This window comes from Alteromonas sp. Mac1 (genome assembly GCF_001562125.1).
In the GTDB taxonomy this organism is placed as follows: Bacteria; Pseudomonadota; Gammaproteobacteria; order Enterobacterales; family Alteromonadaceae; genus Alteromonas; species Alteromonas stellipolaris.
This window is the reverse complement of record NZ_CP013932.1, coordinates 3280213-3297907: the sequence shown is the minus strand read 5'-3', so window position 1 is coordinate 3297907 and position 17695 is coordinate 3280213. Positions and strand designations below refer to the sequence as shown.

Here is a 17695-nt window from a genome sequence, read left to right as displayed (position 1 = left end):
TGTAGCCTCGACGGCGATTAAACATTTATTAGAAATTCACTTAGCCAAATATCTAAAAATAGGATAGTCGCCTTGGTAGACTCCACACCTAACAGCAACTCAAGCTCAACCAGTAAAACCAGACCCAAAACAAAAAGTTCGCCTAAGTCTTCGTTAAAATCCACGACTAAGGCCGGCACCTCCATGCATGTTCGTAATGTGCATAAAGATGGTTACCCAATGGCGGCGTTGTGCCAGGCACACCCAGCATTATCTGGCTATGTGATTAATGCAAAAAGCGGCAAAAAGAGTATCGACTTTGCCAACCAAGACGCCGTTAAAACCCTCAATGCAGCATTGCTTATCTATTATTACGGGCTGAAAACCTGGGACATACCTAACGGCTACCTGTGCCCGCCAGTACCTGGGCGCGCCGATTATATTCATGGCATAGCCGATGTGTTGGCATCTAGCAATAAAGGTGTTATCCCAAAAGGTAAAAGCGTAAAAGGACTGGATGTAGGCATAGGCGCTAATGCTATTTATCCTATCATTGGCAGTCAAAGCTATGGTTGGCAGTTTGTGGGAAGCGACATCGATGTGGTATCGGTAAAATCGGCTAAATCAATCGCTACAAAAAATCCTAAGCTTACTCCTTTATTGTCGGTTCGAAAGCAGCCGAATAAAACGAAAATATTTGAAGGTATTATTCAGCCTAACGAGCACTTCACTTTCACGATGTGTAACCCACCTTTTCACAAATCTGCTGAAGCGGCTGCGCTTGGAAGCGAGCGCAAAGCCATTGGCCTTAAAGGAAACAAGCACAAGCGAAGTGGTAAAAAGCCTCGAATTGATGCCAATGCTGATATTAACGCTAATACAAACGCCTCTGCTAAAGCGAAGCCCGATATCAGTAACATAAAGCTAAACTTCGCGGGAACAGGTAACGAACTGTGGTGCGAAGGAGGGGAACTAGCCTTCATTCAGCGCATGATTATTGAAAGTGTAAAGTACAAATCACAAGTAGATTGGTTTACTTGTTTAGTGTCTAAAAGCGACCACTTAAAAGCCATTGAAACCAGTATAAATTACTACGGTGCAACGAAGTTTCTGAAAGTAGATATGGGGCAAGGGCAAAAGCAAAGTCGCTTTGTGGCGTGGACGTTTATTGAATAAGCACATTGAACAATGGGGACAGAGTATGTTAATTAATGAACGATCATTAAAGTACTCTAACCCCTTTTCGTTTATTTAGGAGAGTTCAATTGTTTCTCAGACTGGTTCGAAACCTCGTACTTCTTAGCTCAACATTGCTCTTTTGTTCTGTTTCTACTGCTGATACCAAAATAGAGAGAAAAATGTATAACCCGTGGGAGGCAGAAATTGGTTACTCCCAAGTGGTTATTGCAGGTAACAACGTTTACCTATCTGGTATCGCAAGTGACAAAGCTACACTGGAAGAGCAAGTAAGGGAAATCTATACCCTTATACAAAATACCCTGAAAGATAATAACTTAGGCATGGAAAGTATCGTAAAGCAGGTAATTTATACCACTGATATTGAAGCGTTTAAAAAGCTGGGCAAGGTGCGAAAAGAAAAGTTTAAAGAGGGCCAATACCCAAGTTCTACGCTAGTAGAAGTACAGAGGCTCTATAGCCCAAACCACATGATTGAAATAGAAGTGGTTGCATTTAAAGAGTAGACGTATCAGAGAATTAATTTAGCCATCGCTTGAATTATGAGAATGTAACCAAAAGAGTGTAATAGAAGGACATATTAGGACAACTCTAAGGAGCTCTGATGATATGGCGTAAAAACATCAGCGTCTTATACATAGATGGTAGTGCTGGTTTAGCAGTGGGCTTAGCGTTATTTGCCTTTGCGGGATGGGTTAGTGAGCTTTATCAATTGCCCCTTAACACTATTCTTTTCCTGGCAAGTGCAAACACTATCTATGGCTGTTATGCATTAGCGCTGGCACTATCAAACAAGAAAAGCTTGATGAGCATTAAGGTTCTTGCCATCGCAAATAGCGTTTGGGTGGTTGTTTGTGCTGCTATCGTTATCTTGTATGCCCACATAGCAAGCCCAGTTGGTGTGTTTTTCATCTGTGGCGAAGCATTATTTGTCGGTTTGTTGGCAGTTTACGAATGGAAGAATAGATTCTTACTTTCGAAAGAAGATCGCTAAATAGTAGGGCCAGAGTATATTAGTAACCAGTAAAGTGCTCTGCCCCCATTTCGGTTTACTCGCCTACTATGTCAGTGGTTTCGAGTGCTACATCGATACTATTCGCTACCCCAGGGTAAGCTGATGATAAAGTGCTTCCATCTTCATTGGTTAAATCGCGCATATTTTTCTGAACGGTAATGATAGAAAATAAGCTAAGTATAAATGCCATACCGTAAAATCCTTTTTCACTTAGAAACATGTCGGCATTAAAAAGGCCTATACCCAGCAGGGCAACAGCACTAAAAAAAGCTGCCCAACACATACCAACGAAAACAGTGGTAGTTGGTAGGCCTTCTTGTTTATCTCTTACCGTCTTTTGTAAGGTTACAGCTGAAAACATGGCTAAAATGAATATTGCCAAATAATAGCCTTTTTCATTAAGTAGAATGTTGGCGTTCCATAATCCAACAAGGTAGCCAATAACTCCAATCGCAAGGGAAGCCCATGTTGCTGAGATATATGCTTGTGTTGGTTTATATATTCGATGTGATGTTGTTTGCATTGTTATAAATTCCTTTTGAGTTATCTTTAACCCTACTCGAGTTCCTTTGAAAATATATCTAACCGCGGTTAGATATATACTTTTAATTATCAGCATCCTAGTCTATTCGAACCTCCTTGTTAACAGTGTCAGCCATGCAGCGTAAACACTCTTAATTTCCTCAATTACAAGTATGTCGCAATAAGTCTCTAGCTTGTAGGTGGCCTACCGAAAAACGGCTTACTGACGAAATTCTGATTTTACAAGCAATTACATGGAAGGTTAGTTTCCAAAAAATACTGAAGCAAATATACGAACATTAGTTGTATTAGTAAATACGCACACGTAAATGTGCTTGATAGTGCTTTGCGCCATAATAGGCTTAGATAGAAAAGCGAGTAAATCTTGCGATGCACGTGTAGCTGCGGTTTATGATTCAAATGGGAGGGGGCCTTGGTTTACACAGATACCAAGACTTATGAATGGTGTAAAATAGAAGAGTAAACAACCGAACACAAAATAGGGCATCTTATGATGCCCTTTACTATTTTTAACGGTTTCCAAATTGCTAAAGCCTAAGCTTATAGCTAAAGACTAAAAGCGATAAGTGGCCGATACACCAACAGTTCTAGGGTCGACAACGGCGGCATAACCTCCGGGGTAGCGTGCACTATCAGGCTCTTGCGATACCAGTGCAGTTTCATCAAACGCGTTATCTAAATACGCAGTAAGCAGCCAGTTGTCAGAGGTATAATTAGCAGTGAAGCGGGCTATTGTATAATCGCCGGCAACCCGTTCTGCGGTATTGGTGAAGTCGCCAAAGTATTCGCCTATGTAACGAACAGAGCCGCCAACGCTGATGGCATCTGTCACCCAATATTTGGCACCTACATTAGCGTTAAAGCTAGGGGCTGAGTTTAATTCATTGCCCTGCGCATCGGTGTAATCCTCACCGGCATCTTTAATGTCTGAATGAAGTAGACCCATTCCAGCGTTCACTTCTATACTATCTGTTACATTAGCATGCACTTCTAACTCAGCGCCGTATGTCGCCACACTTGGCATATTGGTAATGAATCGTGTAGAGCTGAGTGCTTGAAAGCCATCGTAATCGTTGTAGAAAATGTTGGCACTAATAAAACCAGTACCATTTTCAAACTGGGTGCGGCTGCTTAGCTCGAACGTATTTACCTTCTCTTCTTCATAGTAATAGTACTCTTGCGCGGTAAAGTTTAGTGCACCGCCTCCAGCGTTATAGCCCTTGCGCGCACTAAACGCTAACGTAGTTTGTGGTGTAAAAGCGTATTGAACAACGAACTTAGGCAAGAATATGTTGGTATCGTCATCAAGATTCGAATCTATTGGCTCGTAAACAAAATGCCTAGACTGGCTTTCTCGTTCTACTCGAACACCCGCAATAATATTGAGCTTATCTGAAAGCGCAAACGTGGTTTCGCCATAAATAGCGATAGATTCGCTTTCATCGCTACCGTAGTAGGGGTAAGCGCCGGTGCTCAAAATATCTTGCTCACGCTCGAAATAATACAAACCTACAAAGCCATCAATGTTGTTGTTCGGTAGGGCGAAGTTAATTTTTGCATCTACTGTTACGTTTGTTTCATCAAATACCAACGTTTGCTCTGCATCATCCGAAGCTTCATAAGTGTCAAAGCCCCACTCATAATCCATATAGGAAACAAGCAAGTCGAAAGACATGTTGTCCGAAATTGAGTACTGAGTATTTAATGCTGTTGTTGAGGCCGTTGTACTAATATCTCGAAAGTAGATACGATTATATTCTTCTAAGTTTTCTAACGCGTAGTAAACTCGTCCAGTGTCACCTTCTTCATTGTTGTAGGTATGCGAAAGCGTGAAAGATAAATCATCATTTGGCGTCCATAGTAATTTACCACGCACGCGCTGGGTTTCAATTTTATCAATATCATAGTCGGGTGAGTTTGATTCATAACCCTCACCATCGGTAATGGTATCGGCATTCAAGTTTTGAACGCTCAATCGAAACACCAGTTTATCTTCAATAAGCGGGCCTGAAATTACTCCTGCAGTATCTATGTATTGATCGTTGTTTCTGTAACCTATTCGAGCAGCGCCTTCCCACTCTTGGCTAGGATCATTCGTCTTAATATAGACTGCGCCACCAATACTGTTACGCCCATTACTGGTAGATTGCGGGCCGCGGTATACTTCAATTTGTTGTAAATCCCACATGCCTGAGTCGCCACTTAAATCAGCCACAAAAGGTTGCGATACGCCATCAATTAACGTCATTACCCGTCCGTTCGCACCACCGGAAATAGAATTGAAACCGCCTGCCGCACCGTTTCCAGAAACCCCTCGAATGTCGGGCAAGGAACCTGAAGGAACTACCACATTAGCAATATCAGAAATAGCATCAGATACCGATTTATATTGGGTGTTATTAATTGCCTCTTCGGTTAAAACAGAAATTGACGTGGTTGAGTCTTTTAATGAACGGTTCGCTTTTTCACCAATAACCACAATCTTTTCAATATCAGTGATATCTCTATCTGGGGTTTGTATCTCTTGTGCATGCACGCCGCTTATGGCAGAAGAAATGGCGAGTGCTAGCAAAGATGTACTTGGTAAAAGCCTTGATGATAGCCGTGTTGAATTTCTATCTGAGACGTTTTTTGTGGTGCCGAAAGCCATAATAGTTTTTCCTTAAAGTAAGTGTAAATGAGCGATGTGGCTACCTTCGAAGGAGCGCTTATTATTATTGGGTTTTAGTTTAAAAGTGCAGTTTAGAATGGGAAGGTTGCGCCAACGGCTAGCGCAACTAACTACACGGTGAAAATACTCATTTCATTTGCAATTTTCCTAAGTATTTTGTTATCTGATTAAGCCCACACCGAATCGATAGGAATAGCCGAACGGCGTTTTTGTAAATGACGGGCGGTAGTTAGCAGAGCTAGCAGTATCGTTGCTGATACTAAGCAAACCCCAATATCAATGCTTGCAGATAAACTACTGCTGCTGAAATAAAGGGTAATGCCAATAGTGGCTAGGAGCAGCAAGCTCGATAGGTACAGTGAATCGATTGCGGCTTTTATTGGCGTCACAATGAAGCTGTAAAGTACAGGCGTGAAAAAACCGATGTAATAAGCGATAAGCTGATAAGTTCGAATATTGGGGTTATCGATTGAGAACACTTTCGCTGCTAGCAAAGACAAAACGATACCTACAACCGTACCAGCACACACGCCAACGGTAAGCCGCGCCATAATACGAACTGAGCGTTTTTGCTCTGCGGGTGCCTTATTCTGAATTTGTTTTTTGCGTCTAGACTCAACCCAAACCACGTTGCCCGTTAAAAATAACAGTGCGCCGCTTAAGCCCATAGCAAAGTAAACCCAGTGAATAAATGAGCCACCAAATCCGCCAAAGTGTAGGGTAAAGAAACTATTCACTACCTTTCCTGGCACACCAGAAATTGACGGTAGCATAGCCGTGTATCCAGAGGATGCGGTGTAGGGATCGGTAACCCAGAAAGCGTAATCGGGGCCACGTATAATTTCCCCGACTAATTCTCCACCTACTAGCACTCTTGCACGGGGAGTCCCTAGGCCTGCAAAGCGAAGCTCTGCAATCTCGAATTCGGGTTCAATATCGGTAATTTCTTTGGTGAGCTGGGCAATTGAAATTAGATTATCAACGCCTCGGTTCATCTCTGTAGGAGCGGGTCGGTTGAACATAGGGCTGTCTTTATAAACCCATTGTTGCATGCTGCCATACAGAATATCGTGGTAGGCAAATACCACGGTGGTGATGGCAATAATAATGTGAAAAGGCAGAGCGGTAATGCCCAGAATATTATGAAAATCGACCCAAAATCTTTTTCCGTTCTTCTTTTTCCGTAAGCTAAATAAATCTTTAAACCATGTGGGTAGGAAAATGACTAAACCTGACACTATGGCCACAAAGTACAAAATCGATACAAATCCCATTACGAAAATGCCTAACGCATCATGATCATCGCCGCCAGGAATACCCGCGGTACGGTGTATATGGTCGAGAAAATCGCCAATAGCTGAAATATGGGTTTGTTCGCTTACCAATTCCCCTGAGCTATCTAATGAAGCATGCCAAAAGGTGTGTGTATGTGTGGCTTCATCTTCAATAGTCCAAGTAACTGGGGCATGATTTGGTTGGGCAGAAGGAAGATAAACCGTCATCTCTTTACTAGCGTCGGGGTGGGTCTGTAAAACGGTTTTAATGAGGCTGTCATATTGGTTTAGTTCAATAGCTGGTAGCGCATTTTTTTCGTGCATAGCCCATATATTTAGTGGCGCCTTGAACATGGTTAATGCACCGGCCACAAAGCAAATAAATAACAGTAAGCCTGAAATAATGCCGGTCCAAATGTGTACTTGCTGATAGCTTTTATAATTCTGTAATTTCATTGGTGTTACCCCAGAACCTGTAAGACGGAAAATTCAAACAGTGTAATAAGCGAGAGCAGAGCCAGTGGCAGCCAAGGTTTTTTAGCAAAAAAGATAAGGCTTATCGGGGTTAACCAAAAAGGGACTATCAGCCACATTAAAAATTGGCTCTTCACATCAAGCGGTGTATTAGAAAGAAAAAGAAGACTAATTAAACTGCTAGTGAATAATGCAAAGGGAAAACTAATTAGTGTTGCTCCAATAGTTTTTAACCACCAGTGCGCCTTAAAGGTAGTGTAACTCTCATCTCTAGTGAGCCCTGTACCGCGAGAGCGTACAGATTTAAGAGGTGCGGTGTAACGGGTAAAGAAAGGAAGGGTTCCCAACAACAACATACACAGCGTGATAATGGTATAGATGGCGGCAGGTAATGAAAACGTTAAGCTGAATATTGCCGTGCTTAACACCAATAGCGCCAAGGCAATTAACAGTGCAGTGTTAAATGATAGTAGACTTTTCTTAAACCATTGTTGGTTCGGACAACCTGCGTAAAACACGAGATTAGCCAGTAAACAGACGAGTGCGCCTATCAATATTGCCGAGTTCACCTTTACTGCTCCTTGCAACTAGGGTTGTGACAAGTGCGCATTTTTTGCGCGAGATATTTTAAAGTGGCAGTAGACTAAAGTTTAACTTTCACCAATGCAAATAAAAATGATTTTTATTTGTAGTTTTACATTTTTAGATCACAAATTCAAAAAAACGGTACAAAATCAACTTTCTAAACCTCTGTTTAAAGGCGAATTGCTATTCAGCTAAGGCATGGGTTTACAAATCAAAATCAATCTTTCTACCTTTGGCGTGGGTATGAATTTGTAGGTAGGTTTGCGATTGGTTAATGCAGCATTGATTATCACAGTATTTGAACCTGTATTAACTCAGTATTTAAAAGATTAAACAGTAGGTAGTATATGGAAAATGTAAAAGTAGCCTTAGTAACAGGTGGCGCGAAAGGCATTGGCGCAAGTATCGTTGAAAAGTTAGCGGCAAGTAATTTTGCCGTGGTCATCAATTACGCCAGTAGTAGCGATGCGGCATACGAACTCGTTGATAAAATCAAAGGTAGAGGTGGGCAAGTGATTGCTGTGCAAGCTGATGTTTCGAAAACCACTCAGGCAGAAAGTTTGTTTGAAGCAGCGTTGCAGGAATTTGGCAAGGTAGACGTATTGGTGAACAATGCGGGCGTGATGGTGCTTTCAACACTTAACGAAACGAGCGATGACGATTTTAATAAACAATTCGACGTTAATATGAAAGGGGTATTTAACATGCTTCGCTTAGCCTCAAAGCATCTTCATCAAGGCGGCAGTATTATCAATTTATCCACCAGTGTAGTGGGGCTGAAATTAGAGCGTTACGGCGTTTATGCTGCTACAAAATCTGCGGTTGAAACCATGTCGGCTATTTTATCAAAAGAGCTTAGAGGTAAGGATGTCGCGGTAAATTGTGTAGCGCCGGGGCCTACTGAAACTGATTTGTTTACCGAAGGAAAATCCCAAGAGTTCATCGATAAGCTTGCCAATATGAGCCCCATGGAAAGGCTAGGCCAGCCAGAAGACATAGCGAATGTAGTTAACTTTTTAGCCAGTGACGAAGGGCATTGGATTAATGGGCAAGTGTTACGAGCAAATGGAGGAATTGTTTAACATATCGCGATAAATATTTTAATAAAGGTAAAGTTCTTAAAACTCAATTGAAAATGATTCTTATTTAGGTTAAGGTGCGCGCCAAATTTTATCCCTTTATACTTTAGTGGAGTATAAAAAATGTCGCGCAGCACTACCTCACTTGGAATTTTTCTTTCTGGCTTATCTGGGTTCGTTTCTCTTGGACTTAGTTCTACTAATGTTTACGCTCAATCTGCTATACCCCCACAAGCTGCAGTTCATGCAGAGTCTAATGGACAGGCTCAAGAGGGTGAACCTGACACGGTAGAGCGTGTTGAAGTAAAAGGGAGGGCGCAGCAGTTTTATTTAGATACCAAAACCAAAATTGGTACTAAAACTGATGCCGATCTCATCGATATTCCCATGTCAGCACAAGTACTTAGTGCGCAGCTTATTGCTGATCAGGCTGCTCGTGATATTACCGACTTGTATCGCTCTATCGCTGGCGTCAGCGAGTACAGCTATTCCGGCGTGACATTTCGCGGCTTTCGAGACGAAGACAACGTATTTTATGATGGTGTAAGGGGCGACCCTTACTCAGGCTTTAGTGTGCCTGACTTATTCAATGTCGCCAGAGTAGAAGTACTGAAAGGTCCTGCGGCAGCGTTATACGGCGGTGGTGAACCTGGAGGCATGATTAATTACGTCACCAAAAAACCTACCTTTACCGAAAATAAAGAAATAACCCTAACAGGTGGTAACTATGACCTTCGCGGTATTTCAGGTGAAGCGACAGGTGGGCTAACAGAAGATGTAGCCTATCGAATTGGTGGCTTTTATGAAGTCCAAGATAGCTTTAGAAATAACGCAGATATGGAAAATATCGAACTTGCTGGCGGCTTACTTTACGATGTTAGCGACAACACTCGATTAACCACTACCTTCGATTACATAGTACAAAACCTAGGTGGTCATCGACTTCGCGGCGTACCGGTAGATGATGAAGGTAATTTCCTTGTTGATTTAACCTATAACGCGAATGAAGAAAGTGACTTTCAAGATATGGAAGCATTTGTTTTTCAAACCCAGTTAGCACATACCTTTAGCGACGCATTAAAAGTTAATTCTACCCTTCGCTATTTAACGAATGAGCGAGATCAGGCTTATCACGAGTCCCGCAGTTGGGTTGATGTTAACGGTGACGGCGAAGCCAATATTGATGACGAGACCATTCAACGTGAATATCGAGACCAATACCGCGCTAACGATGAAGTCAGCTTAACCACCGACTTTGTTTACGATTTCAACGCAGCTGGTGTGGAGCATCAGTTCCTGTTTGGTGGCGATTGGCACTATATGGACACAGAGTACGATTACTTACGTGCTCGGTATGAAGCTGACGGCGTGGCCAACTTAAATATCTTCACCTTAAATTATGGCGAAACCGACCCTAGTACCTATAACCTGACCGACTTAGATAGAGACGGCATACGTCGTAATCGTCAGGGGTTGTACATTCAGGATATGATGCACCTGACAGATAATATTATTGTAATGGCTGGCGCACGCTTCGATAGGTTTGACGAGCGAGACAAAGAAACTGGTACCGAATACGACGATTCAGATGTAACGTATCGTGCCGGTATTACTTACAAACCTTTTAAAGCGATGTCGATGTACGCCAACTATTCCGAAAGCTTCAATCCTGTTGATGCTACTGACCAAGCTGATGCCAATGTTACCGCACTAGAGCCGGTTAGCGGTGATGCCATTGAGTTCGGTGTGAAAAACGAATGGTTGAACGGCAGCATTATGACCACATTCGCCGTGTACCACATAAGTAAAGAAAACTTAGTGTATAGCAACCCAGACTATATTGAAGGCGTGAATGACGATACCGAGTCAGCACTTATCAATTTTGGTGTAGTAGAAAGTGACGGTGCTGAATTTACCTTGGTAGGCGATATAAGCAATACCATCAGCGTAACTGCAAATTACGCGTATAACGATACTATTGTGGTTGACGGTAGCTCAAGTAACACTTTTGGTGCGGGCGATAGATTTGTAAATGCACCTCGTCATCAAGCCGGGTTGTGGACAAGATATGCCATCGACAGTATCGACTCATCGATTGCTTTTGGAGTGAATTATGTGAGCGAGCAAATAAGTGCAGATGCACAAAAGGTGAAGCCTTTCACTGTATTTGATGCAAGCTGGACAACGCGATGGGACGCGGTTTTACTTAGCGTAAATGTGAACAACCTGTTTGATAAAGAATATGCAGTAAGCGGATTTAGCGAAAGAAATGGCCACTTTCCAGGGCAACCTCGCGAAATTATCGCTCAGCTTCAATATAACTTTTAATAAGTGCTAAGCAAGTCTACATGGATTGCAATTCACAGTTGGGTGGGCGTTAAGCTTTCCATCCTGCTGTGCTTTATTGTAGCTACCGGCACGCTTTCTGTGGTGTCACACGAAATTGATTGGTTAGCTAACCCTGCAAAACGGGTTGCCCCATCAACCGTAAGTGATATGAATTGGCAGGCGGTTTATGTACAAGCTCTTAATGAAACTGCGAAATTAGCCACCCCTGTACGAAAAATAGAATCTATCCACGCGCCTCTTCACCCTTGGTTCAGTGCAGAAGTTATTTATCGAGATAAGGATAGCTTGCGGCATCGCTTGTTTTTTCATCCCACAACCGGTGAATATTTAGGTGACGGACGCTGGTTAAATTGGCAGCGTTTTTTTCGTGTAACCCACCGGCATCTAATGTTACCGCTAACCCTTGGTATTACCATTGTAAGTGCCTTTTCTATTGCTATATTAGCCCTACTGATATCTAGCTTATATATTTATAGGCACTGGTGGAAGGGCTTCTTTCGCAAGCCTCGTTGGCGGCACAGACAAACCCGTTGGGGCGACTTTCACCGAATCGTGGGTGTTTGGAGCTTGTGGTTTTTGCTTGTGATAGGGCTTACCGGCAGCTGGTATTTAGCTGAGCGTTGGGGCGCAGCCGCTCCTAGTACAGACAAAGGTTACGCTGTAACCGATGACGCGATAAATGAACCTGTAATGCCAACGCAAACCTCGCTTAACACTATGCTGCATATTGCTCGCGTGCAATTCCCAGCCCTTAGTATCGAAGAAGTGCGCTTTCCTAACAAAGCGGGTGGGGTAGTGGCGTTTCAAGGGCAAGCTAGTGCAATACTGGTACGAAACCGAGCGAACACTATTCAATTTGACCCCGTTTCTGCTGAAGCCGTTTTTAAGCAAGATGGTAGTGATTTCTCGTTACATACCCGTGTTTCAGAAGCAGCCGACCCGTTGCATTTTGGCGTGTGGGGGGAAGTGCAAGGAAATACGGCTAAGTTATTGAGTAAGCTTCTGTATTTTATATTTGGTGTTTTTCTTACTGGCCTTTGTATAACTGGCACTTACATGTACGGATTGCAAGTAGGGCGAAAAGGTAAAAGTATTTCTTCTAAAAGCTCACCGATGAAAAATGCCCGGCTAACAGTCAAATCACTACCCAATACTCCGTTTCGGACCTGGCAAGCCGCTTTACAAAAGGTGGGGTGGGTAGCGTGGTTCTTTACTTCTGCTGTTATTACTTGCTTGGGCTATGGAGCCTATATCTATTTACCTTTTGGCGGTTAGTAAAGACTTTCTTCTCTATTTTTATCAATACAGATGTTAGCTTATCTTAAAAATAATTATCTGAATGTGAATGTTTATCATTTGTGTTTGTGGTAGCATCGCGTTTTTTGAAAGCTACTGTCAGTTTTGTGTAAAGGGAAAACAAAGATGCAACTTAGTCGCACATCAGTAAAAGTTCGTTTAGGCCTTAAGTTAGGCAAAAGTTTGGGTCTAGGCTTGGGTCTGAGCGTTGGGGGCATTGCATTATCGAATGCGGCTTACGCAGAAGAAACAATGACAAGCGAAAGCGAAGTAGAAGTAATCAAGGTAAAAGGTACCTATTTTAACGACTATAAAGTAGGTGATGCTTCCGGTGCTATGCGTGCTAATGTCTCATTGCTTGAAACCTCTCAAGCAGTAACAGTAATCCCTGAAACTATTATTGATGAGCAGCTTGCCACCACGTTAGGGGAAGTACTCAATAACGATGCAAGTTTGTCACCGGGTTCTAAACAACGAAACCGTGAAGTATTCAGCTCTCGTGGCTTTGAATTGAGCTCTTCTACCGGCTATTTACGTGACGGACATCAACATTGGTCTCACTATCAACAGCCAATCGAAACGCTTTCAAGAGTAGAGGTTATCAAAGGGCCTTCAAGTATTCTATATGGTCAGTCTGCACCAGGTGGGCTTATTAATATGGTAACCAAGCAACCTACGGCATCTCGTTTATTGGAAGTTAGCGCAGACACCGACCAATATGGTTCTACACGATTTATGCTAGATGCTGGTGGCGAGATTACCGAAGATACAGGCTATCGCGCGGTATTGGTAAAGCAGGATGTTAATTTCGATCGCGAATATCAAAATGGCGAAACAAGAGAGCGTGATCGTTTCCTAGGTTCATTGGTGCTTGAACATAAAATTAACGACAGCTTAATAGTGAATGCTTATTACGATCGCACTAACGATAAAGCAGGTTTAGATACCGGCGCATGGTTAGATGAAGATGCTAACGTAATAAGTAATAGAAATACCATTAACGACTTCTCGTGGGCGTTCACTGATATCCATGTTGAAAACAAAGGGGTTAAATTAACCTATTTCATGAATCCAGAGTGGCAAGTGAAGGTGGGTTACAACGAGCAATCGTTTGAAAGACAGCGTTTTGAATCATCGCCTCGACTTCCTTCAGACTACGAAATTGGTAACAGCTATACCTCTAACCCATACGATCGTTCAGATGATTGGCAATTTAAAACCGCGTTTATCGATTTTAATGGTGAAGTTTCGTTTGGTGGTATTGAGCACAATATCCTTATTGGCGGAAACTCACTGGATTATTATTATGGCCAGCTTATCGAAAGAGGGGATTCAATCACCTACACCGTAGGGCAACCAGAGCCTGCTAAACCAGATTTAAACTTCAATAATGATGAAACCTTAAGTACCACTGAATACGATTATTACGGTGTGTATTTCCAAGATTTGATGACGTTTAACGATCAATGGCAAGTTGCCATTGGTGGTCGCTTCGATAAGCAGAGTCGTGAAGGCGCTGACAACGAATCTTTATTGCCAAAAGTTGGGGTGTTGTATCACCCAGCAGAGAACAGCACGATTTATGTGAACTACTCAGAAGGGTTTGAGCCTCAATCAAGTGAAACCATTGAAGACGAACTTGATCAAAACTTTGGTATGGAATTAGATGCAACTACTTCAAAGCAAGTAGAGTTGGGCGCGAAATGGGAAGTATCAGAACGTCTATTGTTAAATGGTGCACTATTTAATATAGAAAAAACGGGAACCCTTATTTCAGAGCAGTTATTGAACGACCCACTTTACACCACGGTTACTACCCAATCTGGTAAGCAAACTCACAGAGGCCTAGAACTTGCTGCACAAGGTGCGGTAAGCGATAAATGGTTTGTGATGACATCTATGATGTATTTAGATGCTGAGTATGAAAAAGATGAGAACTTTGAAGGTAACACGCCGGTTGATGCACCTAAGTGGTCAGCCTCATTATGGAGCCGCTACGAAGTTACTGAGAAATTAGCATTAAATGCGGGTATCTTTTATCAGGGCGAGCGCTATGCTGACAACGCCAATACTGTGTTAAAAGACGCTTACAGCCGTGTTGATATAGGTGCGACATACCGTACTGATATTATGGGTAAACAAGTTGATGTAAGGTTAAATGTAGAAAACGTATTTGATACCAATTACCTTGTTGGTGGCGGAATTAACAACGTGACTATTGGTGACGGTGCGACTGCTCGCATAGAATTCAAAACGTCTCTGTAATAGCGTTTATACGGTGAAAATAGCATGGTAAAAAAATACTGCTGAAAAGCACCGTAATAATTAGCCGTAATACTTAACAGCCCTCTAGCTTATTTAAGCTAGAGGGCTGTTTTATTTACCCAGTATATATCGCATTATTTAAGCAACTAACCACACTAAAAGCCTCCTTAAACCCTTTCGCCTTAAATCGCACCAAAGTATCTTCTTTTTAAAATACCTTCTTTTAAAATAGACAGCGCTTCAAAACATCTTCGCATTAGCAACTTGATTTACTGACTACGTTGTATTGTGTTCGTTAAGCACACGCTGATTTATCAATATTGTCATTAGTTGTTCCAGCGCTCAAATCCCCAGTTGTTAAGTAACCAGTATTTAGAGAATTCACGAGTTCATGTGGTGCATCTACACATAAATAGACTTCGGTAGGGCGTTCACAAAAGGTACCCATCAGCGTGAACCAATAAACGGGGATTGAAAACGTAAGCTTGATATTCGCCGTACCGCGACCTATTTTTAATTGCTCTTTGTCGCATTTCCACTCGCCTGCTTCACAAGCTTTAAGGTGCGATAAGGGAACAAAAAGCAGATTGAAAAAGGTGGCATTCACAATGAGGTGATTATTGTGACAATAAACAGAAAAGCGCCTGCTAATTCGATGACTCGCCGTGACACTAACAATGCAATAGAAAATGACCGACGCGACAATAATGGCGGCAATTTCACTCCATAAAATTAATAAAGAATAAGATACCCACGTAACAGCAATTAAGCCTAACAGTACTAAAGCGAAGTGCCATCGTTTGGCGCTGAGTAAGGATAAATTGGTCAAAGTGGCAGTATGGTTTCTTGTAAACTTAGGAATAGCGTAGTACCAGCTAGCCGGCTCGCTGGCCATAATTAAGGTTATTTCTCTTTTCTTATCGTCCGCATCAATATTGTCAATTAACGTGTTAATTCGAGGGTCACCTTTAAGCTTTCTTGATTTCCAGAGCATTGAAACCACGTGATAAATAACCACAAACTCAATAATAAGCAGTATGGCGATAATGGGGTAGCGTACCAGGCTTAAAAATTCAAAGTAACTAGCAAGAGTGTCGGGCATGGAATAACGGGCCACCACGCTGGCAATACTGAACGGAATAATAATCTTCCATTTTTTCTGCTCACCGATTTTAATTACACAAAACCAAAAAACAGCGGGGAGTATTACAAAGTAGGCAATCAGGAAGCCAGCAGAAAGTATCTGGTCGAATGAAGAGCTAATGGTTTCTGGTAATAAGGTGAAGCCTAAAACGTAAGTAGCAACGGCGAATAATAAGTAAAGTAGCCTAAAGCGAATGGCCTTGCGCATGAAACATCCTTGTAAAATTTATAACTCAATGATTTTTGGTTTTATCTTTGTCTTCAAAAAGGTAAGTTATATTGCGCGATAAGGCAATTTTTAGTGGCTTTGGCGATTAAACCTTTTTTAGGAGCTTCGCCCTAATGGTGCCGACTATTCTGGTGCCTACTATGGTATGCACTACTTATCAATTTGAAATAATTGTCGGCTTTACGACAGTGTGAAGTGCTTTTTCTCGATAATCTCTCCCCAGTATAAGAAAAAGTTTACAGGTAGCTAAATGAAAACGCTTGAGCAGCATTTAAGTGAGTACGCTAAATACCATAGAGATCAGCGTAATATCTTTACCCATTACATTGGTATTCCCCTTATTGTTTTTGCGTTTTTAAGCTTGTTAAGCCGCCCGGCTTTTGAAGTTACAGCGCCAATTGTAGGTGCATTATTGCTAAGCCCTGCGTTGCTCGTGTGGGTAATAGGTAATGTATTTTACTTAAAGTTAGATGTGAAACTTGGCTTAACTATGGTGGTGTTAACAGGGGCTTTGCTTTACATCGCACAGCCTTTAGCGCAGAGCGCAACATGGTTATGGCTATCTGCTTCAATCGGTATTTTTGTTGGCGGCTGGATTTTACAATTTGTTGGGCATCATTTTGAAGGCAAAAAACCAGCCTTCGTAGACGATATTATGGGCTTGGCTATTGGGCCGTTGTTTGTGGTTGCAGAACTTGGTTTCGAATTGGGTTTGCGAGGAGAACTTCAAGCGAAAATTGAAGAAACTTCAGGTGCAGTGCATTAGTTAAAACGCCCAATTGGTACACAATGAAGCACGCTTCGTTAGTTAACGAAAATATTGAAACAGCGCGAGCAGAAAATGGCACCTTTTCGGTGCCATTTTAGTTTTTTGTTTAGCCACGCATTTTTGATAGCGTTTCTTTGCGAAGTTGTAGCTTCGATTCTGCAAACGCTTTCGCAGGCAACATTTTAAGTTTTTCAGCATAGCCCATTGCGGTAGCAAGTACTTGATCTTGAGGCACTGCTGCATCCAAATAGCCCACTTTTACGGCTTCCTTCCCTGGATATACGCGCGAAAAAAGTAATGCTTCGGTTAAAGAAGTTGGAGCTAAACGTGACTTCGCCAGTTCCATACCAAACGCAGGTAAAACCATGCCGATAGCGGTTTCGGTTAAACCATATTTAGTGTCACCATCTTTACCTATACGTAAGTCAGCGGCCATCAAGAATATTGCCCCTAGCGCGATACTATGGCCTTCAGCGGCAACAATAAGGGGTTTAGGATAGCTGTACAGCCGTATAATTAAGTCGGCACCTGCTTGCACTAATTTAACTTGTTCGGTTTTATCTTCAGCTTTCATAACGGAAAGGTCGAAGCCGCCGCAAAACTTATCGGCACCGCCGTACATTACTACTGCATCAGCTTTTTGCTCAGCTTCATCTAATGCGTTATTTAACGCATCAATAAGGGTAAAGCCCACTGCGTTTACTTTCCCGTCATCAAAGGTAATAAGTGCTACCTTGTTTTCAATTTTTAATTCGAAAGCCATCACTGCCTCTTTATTGTTAATACTATTGGGGGAGTTTGTTTTTAGTGACGCTAAGAAGCAAGTT

15 protein-coding genes are annotated in these 17695 nt (G+C 42.2%); 8 read left to right on the top strand and 7 right to left on the bottom strand.

What is annotated here, in order from left to right:
• Window positions 1–17: 17 nt before the first annotated feature.
• The gene (locus tag AV939_RS20300; RefSeq protein WP_167542088.1) at window positions 18–185 is read right to left on the bottom strand and encodes a hypothetical protein; all 168 of its coding nucleotides are present in this window, start codon (window positions 183–185) and stop codon (window positions 18–20) included.
• On the opposite strand from AV939_RS20300, the gene rlmF reads away from it, so the two are divergent.
• The 3 genes from rlmF (at window position 184) to AV939_RS14115 (ending at window position 2170) form a co-directional block, all read left to right on the top strand.
• A complete protein-coding gene (gene rlmF, locus AV939_RS14125; protein ID WP_057790370.1) occupies window positions 184–1155 on the top strand; it encodes a 23S rRNA (adenine(1618)-N(6))-methyltransferase RlmF in 972 nt (323 codons plus the stop codon). The genes AV939_RS20300 and rlmF overlap by 2 nt on opposite strands.
• A gap of 182 nt (window positions 1156–1337) precedes the next feature.
• Window positions 1338–1682 carry a RidA family protein gene (locus AV939_RS14120; RefSeq protein WP_057790372.1) on the top strand — a complete coding sequence of 115 codons (345 nt, stop codon included), beginning with the start codon at window positions 1338–1340 and terminating at the stop codon, window positions 1680–1682.
• A 98-nt stretch (window positions 1683–1780) separates the two neighbouring features.
• On the top strand, window positions 1781–2170 hold the full coding sequence (locus tag AV939_RS14115) for a hypothetical protein (RefSeq protein WP_057790374.1): 390 nt from the start codon (window positions 1781–1783) through the stop codon (window positions 2168–2170).
• Between the two features lie 55 nt (window positions 2171–2225).
• Here the strand turns inward: AV939_RS14115 and yiaA are convergent, their stop codons facing one another.
• The 4 genes from yiaA to AV939_RS14095 form a co-directional block, all read right to left on the bottom strand.
• Window positions 2226–2714 carry an inner membrane protein YiaA gene (gene yiaA, locus AV939_RS14110; RefSeq protein WP_057790376.1) on the bottom strand — a complete coding sequence of 163 codons (489 nt, stop codon included), beginning with the start codon at window positions 2712–2714 and terminating at the stop codon, window positions 2226–2228.
• Window positions 2715–3287: 573 nt separating this feature from the next.
• The gene (locus AV939_RS14105; protein ID WP_082604864.1) at window positions 3288–5384 is read right to left on the bottom strand and encodes a TonB-dependent receptor; all 2097 of its coding nucleotides are present in this window, start codon (window positions 5382–5384) and stop codon (window positions 3288–3290) included.
• A gap of 188 nt (window positions 5385–5572) precedes the next feature.
• On the bottom strand, window positions 5573–7135 hold the full coding sequence (locus AV939_RS14100) for a PepSY-associated TM helix domain-containing protein (RefSeq protein ID WP_057790379.1): 1563 nt from the start codon (window positions 7133–7135) through the stop codon (window positions 5573–5575).
• A 5-nt stretch (window positions 7136–7140) separates the two neighbouring features.
• Window positions 7141–7722 (bottom strand): hypothetical protein, encoded by a 582-nt coding sequence (locus tag AV939_RS14095; protein ID WP_061093592.1) that lies wholly within the window; start codon window positions 7720–7722, stop codon window positions 7141–7143.
• A gap of 363 nt (window positions 7723–8085) precedes the next feature.
• On the opposite strand from AV939_RS14095, the gene AV939_RS14090 reads away from it, so the two are divergent.
• From AV939_RS14090 to AV939_RS14075, 4 genes are all read left to right on the top strand, one after another.
• Complete coding sequence (locus AV939_RS14090; protein WP_057790383.1) at window positions 8086–8820, top strand: SDR family oxidoreductase; 735 nt, start codon at window positions 8086–8088, stop codon at window positions 8818–8820.
• 120 nt (window positions 8821–8940) lie between these two features.
• Complete coding sequence (locus AV939_RS14085; protein WP_057790385.1) at window positions 8941–11145, top strand: TonB-dependent siderophore receptor; 2205 nt, start codon at window positions 8941–8943, stop codon at window positions 11143–11145.
• A gap of 3 nt (window positions 11146–11148) precedes the next feature.
• The gene (locus AV939_RS14080; RefSeq protein WP_082604866.1) at window positions 11149–12441 is read left to right on the top strand and encodes a PepSY-associated TM helix domain-containing protein; all 1293 of its coding nucleotides are present in this window, start codon (window positions 11149–11151) and stop codon (window positions 12439–12441) included.
• Window positions 12442–12714: 273 nt separating this feature from the next.
• Window positions 12715–14727: a TonB-dependent receptor gene (locus AV939_RS14075; protein ID WP_138118209.1), complete on the top strand. Its 2013-nt coding sequence runs from the start codon at window positions 12715–12717 to the stop codon at window positions 14725–14727.
• Window positions 14728–15022: 295 nt separating this feature from the next.
• On the opposite strand, the gene AV939_RS14070 is transcribed toward AV939_RS14075, so the two are convergent.
• Window positions 15023–16078 carry a hypothetical protein gene (locus AV939_RS14070; protein WP_057790389.1) on the bottom strand — a complete coding sequence of 352 codons (1056 nt, stop codon included), beginning with the start codon at window positions 16076–16078 and terminating at the stop codon, window positions 15023–15025.
• A gap of 271 nt (window positions 16079–16349) precedes the next feature.
• Here AV939_RS14070 and AV939_RS14065 point away from each other — a divergent pair, with 271 nt between their 5' ends.
• The gene (locus AV939_RS14065) at window positions 16350–16865 is read left to right on the top strand and encodes an Mpo1 family 2-hydroxy fatty acid dioxygenase (RefSeq protein WP_057790391.1); all 516 of its coding nucleotides are present in this window, start codon (window positions 16350–16352) and stop codon (window positions 16863–16865) included.
• A 109-nt stretch (window positions 16866–16974) separates the two neighbouring features.
• Here AV939_RS14065 and AV939_RS14060 read toward each other — a convergent pair whose 3' ends face one another.
• Entirely contained in the window at window positions 16975–17631 is a 657-nt protein-coding gene (locus AV939_RS14060) for a crotonase/enoyl-CoA hydratase family protein (RefSeq protein WP_057790393.1), read from the bottom strand.
• Between the last annotated feature and the right edge of the window lie 64 nt (window positions 17632–17695).

Excerpts from the sequence above, each read along its gene's own strand:
- rlmF (WP_057790370.1), top strand. The coding sequence starts at position 184 with ATGCATGTTCGTAATGTGCATAAAGATGGTTACCCAATGGCGGCGTTG.
- AV939_RS20300 (WP_167542088.1), bottom strand. The coding sequence starts at position 185 with ATGGAGGTGCCGGCCTTAGTCGTGGATTTTAACGAAGACTTAGGCGAA.
- AV939_RS14120 (WP_057790372.1), top strand. The coding sequence starts at position 1,338 with ATGTATAACCCGTGGGAGGCAGAAATTGGTTACTCCCAAGTGGTTATT.
- AV939_RS14115 (WP_057790374.1), top strand. The coding sequence starts at position 1,781 with ATGATATGGCGTAAAAACATCAGCGTCTTATACATAGATGGTAGTGCT.
- yiaA (WP_057790376.1), bottom strand. The coding sequence starts at position 2,714 with ATGCAAACAACATCACATCGAATATATAAACCAACACAAGCATATATC.
- AV939_RS14105 (WP_082604864.1), bottom strand. The coding sequence starts at position 5,384 with ATGGCTTTCGGCACCACAAAAAACGTCTCAGATAGAAATTCAACACGG.
- AV939_RS14100 (WP_057790379.1), bottom strand. The coding sequence starts at position 7,135 with ATGAAATTACAGAATTATAAAAGCTATCAGCAAGTACACATTTGGACC.
- AV939_RS14090 (WP_057790383.1), top strand. The coding sequence starts at position 8,086 with ATGGAAAATGTAAAAGTAGCCTTAGTAACAGGTGGCGCGAAAGGCATT.
- AV939_RS14085 (WP_057790385.1), top strand. The coding sequence starts at position 8,941 with ATGTCGCGCAGCACTACCTCACTTGGAATTTTTCTTTCTGGCTTATCT.
- AV939_RS14075 (WP_138118209.1), top strand. The coding sequence starts at position 12,715 with ATGACAAGCGAAAGCGAAGTAGAAGTAATCAAGGTAAAAGGTACCTAT.
- AV939_RS14070 (WP_057790389.1), bottom strand. The coding sequence starts at position 16,078 with ATGCGCAAGGCCATTCGCTTTAGGCTACTTTACTTATTATTCGCCGTT.
- AV939_RS14065 (WP_057790391.1), top strand. The coding sequence starts at position 16,350 with ATGAAAACGCTTGAGCAGCATTTAAGTGAGTACGCTAAATACCATAGA.
- AV939_RS14060 (WP_057790393.1), bottom strand. The coding sequence starts at position 17,631 with ATGGCTTTCGAATTAAAAATTGAAAACAAGGTAGCACTTATTACCTTT.